Raw genomic sequence first — 12611 nt, forward strand, 5'->3', positions numbered from 1 at the left:
GCACAGGTATTGGGGTTGACGGATGGTGGAGACCACGGGCGGGGAGCCGGGCGACGGCACCGCCGAGGTGCTCGACCGTCCGCTGCCCGACGGCGTGCGCCGCAGGGTCGTACAGATCGTCTCGGACGGCTTCGGCGGCCTGACCGTCGGCGAACTGCCCACGCAGCTCAGACAGTACGCCCGGTTCGCGCCGAACCGGCGGGCCAAGTTCGCCGGGAACGCGATGGCCACCGCTCTGGAGACCGATCCGCTGTTCCGGCAGCGCATCGGGGAGAAGCTCAGAGAGGCCCAGGCGGAGCTGGCCGGTGCCCTCGACTCCGGCTCGCCGCCGCCGGCCGCGGATCCGCTGGACGTGGCGGCCGCGGCCTACGTACTGCGCCCCACCGGCTGGGTGAAGCTGGTGACCGCGGCCGGCGAGGAGGCCCTGCGGGCGGACGCCGAGCGGGCCGACGAGGAGAACCGGGCGGAGCTGGCGCGGCTGCGTGAGGAGCTCGCCCAGGCCCGTGAGCAGACCAGGGCCGACACCGAGCGGCTGCGGACCGAGCTGGACGCGGCGAAGAAGGAAACGGAATCGCTTCACCGCAAGCTGCGCGCGGCCCTCAGTGACGTCAAACGCGGCGAGGCGGCCCTGCGCAAGCTCCAGGGCGAGACCGAGACGGCCCGTGCCGAGGGGCAGACCCAGGTGTCCGCAGCCGAGAGCGAGTCGCGGCGGCTCAAGGCGCGGCTCGGAGAGGCGGAGGCGGCCCTGGAGGCCACCCGCAGAGCGGCCCGGGAGGGGCGCAGCGTCGAGGACATGCGGGTGCGGCTCCTGCTCGACACCGTGCTCGACGCGGCCCAGGGGCTGCGGCGTGAGCTGGCGCTGCCACCGGTGTCCGTACGGCCCGCGGAAACCGTCGACGCGGTCGAACCGGGACGAATGACCCCGAAGGACATCGCCGCGCGCGCTCTGTCCGAGAACGACCCGGCGATTCTCGACCAGTTGCTCGCGCTCCCGCAGGCGCATCTCGTGGTCGACGGCTACAACGTCACCAAGACAGGCTATCCCCAAATGCCTCTGGAGAAGCAGCGGTTGCGACTTCTGGGGCAGCTCTCGCAGCTCGCCGCGCAGACCGGGGCCGAGGCTACCTGTGTCTTCGACGGGGCCGAGCTGGCCGCGCCGGTGCTGCTCGCGCCGCCGCGCGGGGTGCGCGTGCTGTTCTCCAAAGCCGGCGTGACGGCCGACGAGTTGATCCGTCAGCTGGTGCGCGCGGAGCCGCCCGGACGCCCGGTCATCGTCGTCTCCACCGACCGTGAGGTGGCCGACGGGGTTGCCCGGGCGGGAGCCCGGCCGGTCGCCTCGGCGGTGCTTCTGAAGCGGTTCTCGAGGGCCTGAGACGGCTCGGAATCCGCCTCGGCCGAACTGTCCCTTAAGTCCCATGCGTCGCGTACGCACCAAGCGCAACCTACGGATGCATTGCCCCAATTGGCAGGGTCTTCACGCAACGTAGTGTCAGGTGCGCATCACTGCACGTGAGTTGAGTGTAAAGAATGCAGGGTGTGACAAACATTTTTCACGCCAGGATTTGAACTGATCACAGGAAGGTCACTAGGGTCTGGGCTCGAACCCCCGCTCGGGTGATCACTCATTGGGAGTGACGGCGGAGGGGGCACCGCCCGCCGGCGTCTCGGTAGGCGGCTGGAGGAAGAAGGAGCTCGCCTTCGTGGCGTCCCACCGTCGACCCAAGCAGCCGAGCCGCACCCGTGTGACCGTGCTCACCACCGCCGCCGCAGCAGCCGTGGCTCTCAGTGCCAACGCCGCCAACGCGGCGCCGACCGAGAAGCCGAGCAAGGGCGAGGTCAAGGCGAAGGTCGACAAGCTCTACGAAGAGGCGGAGCAGGCCACCGAGAAGTACGTCGGGGCCCAGGAGAAGCAGGAGAAGCTCCAGAAGGAGATCTCCACCATCCAGGACAACGTCGCCCGCGGCCAGGAAGAGCTCAACGAGCTGCGCGACAGCATCGGCCTGGCGGCCGCGGCCCAGTACCGCACCGGCTCCATCGACTCCTCCGTCCAGCTCTTCCTGTCGGCCGACCCGGACGACTACCTCGACAAGGCCTCCACGCTCGACCAGTTGAGCGGCCAGCAGGTCGAGGCGCTGAAGAAGATCCAGCAGAAGCAGCGCGAACTCGCGCAGGAGCGCTCCGAGGCCTCCGACAAGCTCAAGGACCTCGCCTCCACCCGCACGGAACTGGGCAAGAAGAAGCAGGAAGTCCAGACCAAGCTCGCCGAGGCGCGCAAGCTGCTCAACACCCTGACGGCCGCGGAGCAGGCGGCGCTCGACGCCGCGGACGCCCGCGCCAGCCGCTCCGCCAGCGAGCGGGTCGACCTCGGCGGCACCACCTCCGCCTCCAACCGGGCCGCCGCGGCCTTCGCCGCCGGACAGAGCAAGATCGGCACGCCGTACGTCTACGGCGCCTCCGGTCCCTCCTCCTTCGACTGCTCGGGCTTCACCTCGTGGGCCTACGCGCAGGCCGGTGTCACCATCCCGCGCACCTCGCAGGCCCAGGCGAACGCCGGTACGCGCATCTACAACCAGAGCGACCTCAAGGTCGGCGACCTGGTCATCTTCTACGGCGACATGCACCACGTCGGCCTCTACGCCGGCAACGGCCAAGTGCTGCACGCCCCGCGCACCGGCACCGTCGTGCGCTACGAGTCGATCGGCAACATGCCGTTCCAGTTCGGCGTCCGTATCTGACTCCGGCTCCCGCCCGAACGGGCGAATTGCCACAACCGCTGCTGACCCCACGCCCCGCCCATGACCTGCGTCATAGGCGGGGCGTCACGTTGTGTGCCCGCGAAGGTCGTTGGTGGCTGCCCGGTCACGGGGCTACTGTCTGCCGCGTTTCCCGAAGCCGGAGCTCCGCCCCGGCGCGGGGGGCAGTCCGTGTCCGCCAGCGGAAGGAGTGCGGCTTCCCGTGGGGTTCCATCGCCGCCTTGTACCGTCCGGGTTCGACCGGGGCGCCAGTGCCGCCCTGTGCGTCCTGTCCGCCGCAGCCGCCGCTCTCGGCGCCGTACCGGCGGTGGCCGCGCCGCACGACGACACCCGTGCTGAAGTGGACCGCCTCTACGAGGCGGCCGAGCAGGCCACCGAGGCCTACAACAAGGCCGACGAGCGCGCCGATTCACTGCGCGGGCAGGTGAGCGACGCGCAGGACCACATCGCCCGGCAGCAGGAACGCATCAACACCATGCGGGAGTCGCTCGGTTCGCTGGCCGGCGCGCAGTACCGCTCCGGCGGCCTCGACCCCTCGCTCGCGCTCCTGTTCTCCGACGACCCGGACGACTACCTCGACAAGGCCGCGGCGCTCGACCGGATCACCGCCCGCCAGGCCGGCGAGCTCGAAGAACTCCAGTCGGCGATGCGCGAACTCGCCCAGGAGCGGGCGGAGGCGGCCGGCAAGCTCGCCGAACTGGAGCGCAGCCGCAAGGCCGTCGGCACCCACAAGCGGACTGTGGAGAAGAAGCTCGCCCAGGCCCGGCAACTGCTCAACCTGCTGCCGTCGGCGGAACGCGCGGCCTACGACCGGGCCTCCCGTTCCGGGCGCTCCGACCTGCCCGACCTCACCGGCGTCGCCGCGCCCTCCGGCCGGGCGGCCGCCGCGGTCGCCGCCGCCCGCTCCGCGCTCGGCAAGCCGTACGTCTGGGGCGCGACCGGGCCCACCGGCTTCGACTGTTCGGGCCTGATGCAGTGGTCCTACGCGCAGGCCGGGATCTCCCTGCCGCGCACCTCGCAGGCCCAGCGGTACGCCGGCCGACAGGTCCCGCTCTCCCAGGTCCAGCCCGGCGACCTGGTCGCCTACCGGTCCGACGCCAGCCACGTGGGGATGTACATGGGCAACGGCCAGGTGATCCACGCGCCCTACCCCGGCGCGCCGGTGCGCTACGACCCGGTGGGCATGATGCCCGTCTCGTCGGTCACGAGGGTCTGACCCGGCGCCCCCGGCCACCGTACGATCGGGAAGTGGCTGGTCGACGGCGGGTGGCGGGATCGGGAGTGGTGGCGCTGTGTCTGCTGCTCGTCTCCCTGGTCGGATGCGGGGGGCGGTCGGCGACCGACAGTGCGAAGGCCGACGTCCAGCGGGTCCTGGACCGGCGGGCGACCGCGGTCCTCGACCGGGACCGGGCCGCGTTCGTCCGCACCGGTGCGCTGAGCTGGTTCGGGAACCTCGGCGCGGTGCCGCTCGCGGCCTGGTCGTACCGCGTCACCGCCGTGCACCGCACCGGCTCCACCGCCACCGCCGACGCCGAGCTGGGCTACCGCGTCGAGGGGTACGACACGGCCCCGGTCACCGTCGGCCGCACGCTGAACCTGAGCCGGGACGCGCACGGGCGGTGGTACGTCGACGCGGAGCTGCCCGCCCACAGGACCGCGCAGCAGCTGTGGGACCAGGGCGAGGTGACCGTCGTACGGGGTGCGCACAGCCTCGTGCTGGGGGTCGGGCAGTCCGGCGAGACGCTGCACCGGTACGCGGAGCTCGCCGACCACGCGGTGCCGGCCGTGTCGGCGGCCTGGGGCACGGGCTGGAGCCGGCACGTCGTGGTACTCGTCCCGAGGTCGCTGGACGGGATGGCGGGGCTGCTCGGCTCGCCCGCCTCCTCCTACCGGGGGATCGCCGCGGTCACCACCGGGGAGACGGGCGCCCCCGCCCGGGCGCCCGCGGACCGGATCATCGTCAATCCGGACGCGTACGGCGTCCTGGGCGGCGTCGGCAAGCAGGTCGTGCTCACCCACGAGACCACGCATGTGGCCACCCGCGCGGCCACCAGCGCCGCCACCCCGCTGTGGCTGTCCGAGGGGTACGCCGACTGGATCGGCTACCTGGGTACCGGGCGTACGCCGGCCGAGGCCGCGCCCGAGCTGTGGCGGGCGGTGACCGGCGGGCAGGTCCCCGCCGCGCTGCCGGACGACCGGGACTTCGGCTTCACCGGGGACGCGACCAAGCTGGCGAAGGCGTACGAGGGCGGCTGGATGGCCTGCCGGTTCATCGCGGAGCACTGGGGCGACGCGCGGCTGCGCACGTTCTACCGGGCCGTGGGCGGGCACGAGAAGCGGGCCGGGGCGGTCGAGGACGCGATGAGCAAGGTGCTCGGCACGACACCGGCGGCGTTCACCGAGCGGTGGCGCGGCTATCTGCGGGCTCAGCTGGCCTGATCCGGCAGGGCCAGGGCCTCGGTGGGCCAGTCGCGCCGCAGCTCCCGCTCGCCGGACCGGATCAGGGGGAGAGGGAGGTCTTGCTGGTGCGGGCGGCCTGAGCCGGCACCGGGGCCGGATCGGGGCGGGGCACCGTCGAGCGCCACAGCACGCGGGCCCCGGCGAGGGTGGCGAGCACCAGCAGGCCGTCGCGCACGAACAGGAGGGTGACACCGAGGGGGTCGCTCATCACGACGTGCGAGAACCAGATCGGGAACTCCAGCACCGTCACCAGGCTCGCCGCCAGGACTAGGCAGACCGGCAGGCCCATCCGGCTGGCCCGGAAGCACATGCAGACCGCGGCCAGACCGATCAGCCACACCAGGTACTGCGGACTGATCACCCGGCTGGTGGTGGTGAACATCAGCACCGCCACGAACGCCGCGTCCGCGAGCGTGTGCGGCTGGAAGCGGGTGGCCATCATCCGCCACAGCAGCAGCCAGCCGAAGGAGATGCCGGTGAGGAACAGGGCGGCCGTGCTCACCAGGTCGACATATGGGCCGATGAACTCGACCGAGCCGTAGTTGAGCAGCACCTGGCCGTCCCAGCCGTACTGCCGGGCCACGTGGAAGACCAGCGAACCCAGCGACTCGACCTCGGTGCCGCGGTCGCGCTGGAAGGTCAGGAAGGCGAAGGCGCCGGGCATGGCGATCGAGAACAGGGCCGCCAACGCAACCACGGTGGTCGCCGCCGACGCCCGGACTCCCCGCCTGCGCGCGGCGACCAGCACCAGCACCGGCCACACCTTCAGCAGCGCCCCGAAGCCCGCCAGCGCGCCCGCCACCCGTGGATGCCGGCCGGCCGCGAGCAGCGCCGCGACCGCGACCGCGGTGACCATCACGTCGTAGCGGGCGTAGACGGTCGGCCCGAGCAGCGGTACGCCCACCACCCACACCCACACGCCGCGCAGCGTCTTGCCGGGGCGCAGGCCCGCGTACAGCAGCAGGGCGAGGACGGCGAGGTCGGCGACGAAGGCGAGGACGAAGAACGCCTGGGTGTAGTCCAGGAAGGGCAGCAGCCCGGGGGAGAGGATCGCGAGCGCGGCGGCGGGCGGGTACTGCCAGGTCACGTCGTCCAGCGGGAAGGTGCCGGTGCGCAGCACGTCGTACCAGCCCTGGTAGATGACGGAGACGTCGCTGGTGACGTCGGGGCCGGGGAAGACGTACACCCCGAAGACGAACAGCAGGAGGAACAGCCTGGTCACGCCCCAGGTCCCCAGCAGCCACGCCAGTGACCGCCATCCGACCGTCGTCTTCACGTGAACCCCTGCCCGTTCGCTGCGCGCCCTGAGGAGAACATGATGTCCCGCCCTGCTGTGAGCCTGCCACAGGTGCGGCCGGGGCCCGGCTGTGAGCGGCCCGTTCGGTAGGGTCGGCGGCGATGCACAAGACCCTCGTCGTCACGAACGACTTCCCGCCCCGGCCCGGCGGTATCCAGGCCTTCCTGCACAACATGGCGCTGCGGGTCGACCCCGAGCGGCTCGTCGTGTACGCCTCCACCTGGAAGCGCGGCCGGGAGGGCGTCGAGGCGACCGCCGCCTTCGACGCCGAGCAGCCCTTCACCGTCGTCCGCGACCGTACGACGATGCTGCTGCCGACGCCCGACGTGACCCGGCGGGCCGTCGGGCTGCTGCGCGAGCACGGCTGCACATCGGTCTGGTTCGGGGCGGCGGCCCCGCTCGGGCTGATGGCGCCGGCGCTGCGCAGGGCGGGCGCCGACCGGCTGGTGGCCACGACCCACGGCCACGAGGCCGGATGGGCCCAGCTGCCCGCGGCACGGCAGCTGCTGCGCCGGATCGGGGAGTCCACCGACACGGTCACCTACCTCGGGGAGTACACGCGCTCGCGGATCGCCGCCGCGCTGACCCCGCGGGCGGCCGCGCGGATGGCGCACCTGCCGCCCGGGGTCGACGAGAAGACCTTCCACCCGGGATCGGGCGGTGCCGAGGTCCGGGCCAGGCTCGGGCTGACCGACCGTCCCGTGGTCGTGTGCGTGTCCCGGCTGGTCCCGCGCAAGGGGCAGGACACGCTGATCCTGGCCATGCCCCGGATCCTGGCCGCCGAGCCGGAGGCCGTGCTGCTGATCGTCGGCGGCGGGCCGTACGAGAAGGAGCTGCGCGCACTGGCGCGGTCGACCGGGGTGGCCGGCTCGGTGCGCTTCACCGGGGCGGTGCCCTGGGCCGAGCTGCCCGCGCACTACGGCGCCGGCGACGTGTTCGCGATGCCGTGCAGGACCCGGCGGGGCGGGCTCGACGTGGAGGGCCTCGGAATCGTCTACCTGGAGGCCTCGGCGACCGGCCTGCCCGTCGTCGCCGGTGACTCCGGCGGCGCCCCCGACGCGGTCCTCGACGGCGAAACCGGCTGGGTGGTCCGCGGCGGCTCCCCCGAGGAGACGGCCGACCGCATCACCGTCCTCCTCGCGGACCCGGAACTCCGGCGGCGGATGGGCGAACGGGGACGAGCCTGGATCGAGGAGAAATGGCGCTGGGATCTCCTGGCGGATCGCCTGAAAACCCTGCTGTAGAACCCCACCGCTCAGGGCCGCGCCCGTAAGGGGCGCGGGGAACGGCGCCACAAGCCACGTACAACGCGCAGCCGCGCACTTCGCGAACCTCGCCTCGGGATGGCGCACACAGGCGAGACCGGTCGCCCGATGGGCAACGCTCGCTGAGACGCGCCCGAAGGGGCGCGGGGAACGGCGCGACAGGCCACGTACAACCCGCAGCCGCGGACTTCGCGAAACCTCGCCTCGGGACGGCGCCCCAAAACCGGCGCAGCCCCTAGGCGGAACCGAATAATCCGCACATGCTGCGCGCATGACAGCAAAACTGATGCAGCGTCAGCTGACGAGACGTCAAATCCTGGGCATGGTAGCCCTGCAGACCGCCGCCGCGGCCGGTCTCACCCGTATCAGCCTCCAGTCCGCCTCGGCGGCCGAACCCGCCGTCGTCGACAACGCCCCCGCGATCGTGATCGGTTCGGGCTACGGCGGGGCCGTCGCCGCCCTCCGCCTCGGCCAGGCCGGCATCCGCACCCTCGTCCTCGAGATGGGCCGGCTGTGGAACACACCCGGCTCCGACGGCAAGGTCTTCTGTACCACCAGCGCCCCGGACCAGCGGTCCATGTGGTTCCGCACCCGCACCGAGGCACCGCTTGCCTCGTTCCTGTGGCTGGACCTCGTCAACCGGGACATCAGCAGATATCCGGGCGTCCTGGACCGGGTGCACTTCGCCGACATGTCCGTGTACGTGGGCCGCGGCGTCGGCGGCGGCTCGCTGGTCAACGGCGGAATGGCGGTGACCCCGCTCCAGTCGTACTTCAGCGAGCAGTTCCCGACCGTCGACGCCGCCGAGATGTACGGCACGTACTTCCCGCGGGCCCGCGCCATGCTCGGCGTCAACACCGTCGACCCCGCCTGGTTCGAGTCGACGGAGTGGTACAAGTTCACGCGGGTCTCCCGCAAGCACGCCCAGAACGCCGGCCTGAAGACCACCTTCGTGCCGAACGTCTACGACTTCGGGTACATGCAGCGCGAGGCGGCCGGCACCGCCACCAAGTCCGCACTCGGCGGCGAGGTCATCTACGGCAACAACCACGGCAAGCGCAGCCTCGACCAGACCTACCTGGCCGCCGCGCTCGGCACCGGGAACGTCACCATCAACACCATGGAACGGGTCAGGGCGATCCGCCGGGCCACCGACGGGACGTACGTCCTGACCGCCGACCGCATCGACAACACGGGTGCCGTCGTCGAGACGAAGGAGTACGGCTGCACGTACCTCTTCCTCGGCGGCGGCAGTCTCGGCACCAGCGAACTCCTCGTCCGCGCCCGGGACACGGGCGCGCTGCCCGCTCTCGACGCGAGCGTCGGCGCCGGCTGGGGAACCAACGGCAACGTGATGCTGGGCCGCGCCAACCACCTGTGGGACACCGTCGGCGCCAACCAGTCGACCATGCCGGTCATGGGCATCGACGACTGGGCGAACACCGCCAACCCGGTGTTCGCCGAGATCGCCCCGCTGCCGATGGGTCTGGAGCACTGGGTCAGCCTCTATCTGGCGATCACCAAGAACCCGCAGCGGGCGTCGTTCACGTACGACGCGGCGAGCGGCGGGGTCAGGCTGGGCTGGACCGCCGCGCAGAGCGCCGTCTCCGTGAGCATGGCCAGGAAACTGTTCGACCGGATCAACGCGGCGAACTCGACGATCTACCGGTACGACCTGTTCGGTTCGTCCAACAAGGTCTTCGCGGACGACTTCTGCTACCACCCACTGGGCGGCTGCGTGCTGGGGAAGGCGACCGACAACTACGGCCGGGTGAAGGGGTATTCGAAGCTGTACGTCACCGACGGCTCGCTCGTGCCGGGGTCCATCGGGGTGAACCCGTTCGTCACCATCACCGCGCTCGCGGAACGCACGATGGCGCGGGTCCTCGCCGAGGACACCGCGCCATGAGCCGGCCTGCTTCCTACTTCTGGTAGATGGCCTCGATCTCGTCCGAGTAGTCCTTGGCCACCACGTTGCGCTTGAGCTTCAGGGACGGCGTCAGGTGGCCCGACTCCTCCGTGAACTGGGAGGACAGAATGCGGAACTTCCGCACCGATTCCGCCTTCGACACCGCGGCGTTGCCGTCGTCGACCGCCGACTGGATCGCGGCCAGCAGGTCCGCGTCGGCGTGCAGCGACGCCGCGGTGGAGCCCGCGGGCTTGCCGTGCTCGGCGGCCCAGCGGCCCAGGAACTCGTCGTCGATGGTGACCAGCGCGCCCACGAACGGCCGCCCGTCGCCGACCACCATGCACTCCGCGACCAGCGCGTGCGCCCGGATACGGTCCTCGATCACGGCCGGGGCGACGTTCTTGCCGCCCGCGGTGACGATGATCTCCTTCTTGCGGCCGGTAATCCTGAGGTAGCCGTCCTCGTCGAGGGTGCCGATGTCACCGGTGTGGAACCAGCCGTCGGCCAGCGCCTCCGCGGTGGCCGCCTCGTTGTTCCAGTAGCCCTGGAACAGGTGCTCGCCGTGCAGCAGCACCTCGCCGTCGTCCGCGATCCGCACCACCGAGCCGGGCAGCGGCTGGCCGACCGTGCCGATCTTCTGGCGGTCCCAGGGGTTGAACGCGGTGGCGGCACAGGACTCGGTCAGGCCGTAGCCCTCCAGGACCGTGAAGCCGATGCCGCGGAAGAAGTGACCCAGGCGCTCGCCCAGCGGTGCGCCGCCGGAGATGGCGTACTCGCCCTTGCCGCCGAGCACCGCGCGCAGCTTGCTGTAGACGAGCTTGTCGAACGTCCGGTGCTTGATCTTCAGACCGAGCGAGGGGCCCGCCGGGGTGTCCAGGGCCTTGCTGTAGGCGATCGCCGTGTCGGCGGCCTTGTCGAAGATCTTGCCCTTGCCGTCGGCCTGCGCCTTGGCGCGCGCCGAGTTGTAGACCTTCTCGAAGACGCGAGGCACACCCAGGATCAGCGTCGGCCGGTAGGCGGCCAGTTCGTCGGTGAGGTTCTTGATGTCCGGAACGTTGCCCAGTTTGATCGGCGCCATCATGGGCGCGATCTGCACCAGCCGGCCGAAGACGTGCGCGAGCGGCAGGAAGAGCAGGACCGAACACTCGCCGGTGCGGAACAGCGGCCGCAGGCGTTCCACGATGTTTCCGCACTCGGCGAAGAAGCTGCGGTGGGTGAGCACACAGCCCTTGGGCCGCCCGGTGGTGCCGGAGGTGTAGACGATGGTCGCCGGGTCGTCGGCCTTGGCGACGGAGCTGCGCTCCTCGACCACGGCGTCGCTGATGTCCTGGCCGGCGCGGCCCAGTTCCTCGACGGCACCGGCCTCGATCTGCCAGACCTGCTTGAGGGCGGGCAGCCGGTCGCGCACCGACTCGACGGCGGCCGCGTGCCCGTCCAACTCGACGACGCAGGCGGTGGCGCCCGAGTCGGAGAGGATCCACTGGACCTGCTCCGGGGAGCTGGTCTCGTACACCGGCACGGTGATCGCGCCCGCGCACCAGATCGCGAAGTCGAGCAGCGTCCACTCGTAGCGGGTACGGGACATCAGAGCGACCCGGTCGCCCGGCTGGACGCCGGAGGCGATGAGTCCCTTGGCTGCGGCGTGCACCTCCGCGAGGAACGCCGTCGCCGTCACGTCCTGCCAGACGCCGCCGACCTTGCGGGCGATGACGGCGACATCGGGATGCTGCGCGGCGTTTCTGCGGACGATGTCGGTGAGATTGCCGTCCGAAGGGACCTCGTACAAAGCCGGAAGGCTGAACTCGCGCAAGACTGCTGCTCCTCATAGGGCGCCGGCGCCACGACGTTGTGCGATGCGACGGTGCGGTCCACGGCTCGGGCAGTACTCAGGAAGTCAGTGGTTGAAAACCTGAGCACGATTGGACTGCCCGGACGTTACCCGCCGGTATGGCTTCTTCGACAGGGGGTCCCGACGAGATGTTCGCTGCGTCACACGGATGGGTATTCCTTGACGCACAGTAGTCCACCCCCTAACTGACCGGCCAGTAACCGCAGGCCCTGCCGCCACTGTTCACGTATGCCGCACACGCCTACTCTTGATCGCCATGGCATCCACACCACCGGGCAACCGCGGGACACGCGTCCACGTGGTCAGCGACGTCCACGGCAACGCCCGTGACCTGGCCAGAGCCGGCGACGGCGCCGACGCGCTGATCTGTCTGGGTGATCTCGTCCTCTTCCTGGACTACGCCGACCACTCGCGCGGCATCTTCCCCGACCTGTTCGGCGCCGAGAACGCCGACCGCCTCGTCGAGCTGCGTACCGCCCGCCGCTTCGAGGAGGCGCGGGAGCTCGGGGCCCGGCTGTGGGCGGGCATCGACACCGACCGGGCCACGGCGATCGAGCGGGCGGTCCGCCGGCAGTACGCCGAGCTGTTCGCCGCCTTCCCGACACCGACGTACGCCACCTACGGCAATGTCGACATGCCGCCCCTGTGGCGCGAGTACGCCCGACCCGGCGTCACGGTGCTGGACGGGCAACGGGCGGAGATCGGGGGCCGGGTCTTCGGCTTCGTCGGCGGAGGCCTGCGCACCCCCATGCGCACGCCGTACGAGATCAGCGACGAGGAGTACGCGGCGAAGATCGAGGCGGTGGGCGAGGTCGACGTGCTGTGCACCCACATTCCGCCGGAGGTGCCCGAACTGGTCTACGACACCGTCGCGCGCCGCTTCGAACGGGGCAGCCGGGCCCTGCTGGCCGCGATCCACCGCACCAGGCCGCGGTACGCGCTGTTCGGCCACGTCCACCAGCCACTGGTCCGGCGGATGCGGATCGGGGCGACCGAGTGCGTCAACGTCGGTCACTTCGCGGGATCCGGGAAGCCGTGGGCGCTGGAATGGTGAGAGTCCCCTGGTAGGGGGTGAACT

Annotated in this window: 9 protein-coding genes; 7 read left to right on the forward strand and 2 right to left on the reverse strand. The window is 71.2% G+C overall.

The genetic code is table 11. From position 1 onward, the window contains the following. Window positions 1-22: 22 nt before the first annotated feature. The 4 genes from OG985_RS33200 to OG985_RS33215 all read left to right on the forward strand — a co-directional run bounded on the left by OG985_RS33200 (window position 23) and on the right by OG985_RS33215 (window position 5192). The gene (locus OG985_RS33200) at window positions 23-1372 is read left to right on the forward strand and encodes an NYN domain-containing protein (protein WP_371672035.1); all 1350 of its coding nucleotides are present in this window, start codon (window positions 23-25) and stop codon (window positions 1370-1372) included. A gap of 328 nt (window positions 1373-1700) precedes the next feature. Then, entirely contained in the window at window positions 1701-2735 is a 1035-nt protein-coding gene (locus OG985_RS33205; protein ID WP_371672036.1) for an NlpC/P60 family protein, read from the forward strand. Between the two features lie 220 nt (window positions 2736-2955). Continuing rightward, a complete protein-coding gene (locus OG985_RS33210) occupies window positions 2956-3969 on the forward strand; it encodes an NlpC/P60 family protein (RefSeq protein WP_371672037.1) in 1014 nt (337 codons plus the stop codon). 32 nt (window positions 3970-4001) lie between these two features. Next, on the forward strand, window positions 4002-5192 hold the full coding sequence (locus OG985_RS33215) for a hypothetical protein (protein ID WP_371672038.1): 1191 nt from the start codon (window positions 4002-4004) through the stop codon (window positions 5190-5192). 61 nt (window positions 5193-5253) lie between these two features. Here OG985_RS33215 and OG985_RS33220 read toward each other — a convergent pair whose 3' ends face one another. Continuing rightward, window positions 5254-6489, reverse strand: a complete 1236-nt coding sequence (locus OG985_RS33220) for a glycosyltransferase 87 family protein (RefSeq protein ID WP_371672039.1) — start codon at window positions 6487-6489, stop codon at window positions 5254-5256. A 122-nt stretch (window positions 6490-6611) separates the two neighbouring features. Between OG985_RS33220 and OG985_RS33225 the strand changes: the two genes are divergently transcribed. Both OG985_RS33225 and OG985_RS33230 read left to right on the forward strand, forming a co-directional pair. Next, window positions 6612-7754 carry a glycosyltransferase family 4 protein gene (locus tag OG985_RS33225; protein WP_371672040.1) on the forward strand — a complete coding sequence of 381 codons (1143 nt, stop codon included), beginning with the start codon at window positions 6612-6614 and terminating at the stop codon, window positions 7752-7754. A 343-nt stretch (window positions 7755-8097) separates the two neighbouring features. After that, complete coding sequence (locus tag OG985_RS33230; protein ID WP_371674573.1) at window positions 8098-9684, forward strand: GMC oxidoreductase; 1587 nt, start codon at window positions 8098-8100, stop codon at window positions 9682-9684. A gap of 13 nt (window positions 9685-9697) precedes the next feature. Here OG985_RS33230 and OG985_RS33235 read toward each other — a convergent pair whose 3' ends face one another. Further along, window positions 9698-11494 (reverse strand): long-chain fatty acid--CoA ligase, encoded by a 1797-nt coding sequence (locus OG985_RS33235; RefSeq protein ID WP_371672041.1) that lies wholly within the window; start codon window positions 11492-11494, stop codon window positions 9698-9700. A gap of 295 nt (window positions 11495-11789) precedes the next feature. Here OG985_RS33235 and OG985_RS33240 point away from each other — a divergent pair, with 295 nt between their 5' ends. Beyond that, window positions 11790-12587: a metallophosphoesterase gene (locus OG985_RS33240; protein WP_371672042.1), complete on the forward strand. Its 798-nt coding sequence runs from the start codon at window positions 11790-11792 to the stop codon at window positions 12585-12587. Window positions 12588-12611: the final 24 nt, after the last annotated feature.

It is taken from the genome of Streptomyces sp. NBC_00289 (assembly GCF_041435115.1).
In the GTDB taxonomy this organism is placed as follows: domain Bacteria; phylum Actinomycetota; class Actinomycetes; order Streptomycetales; family Streptomycetaceae; genus Streptomyces.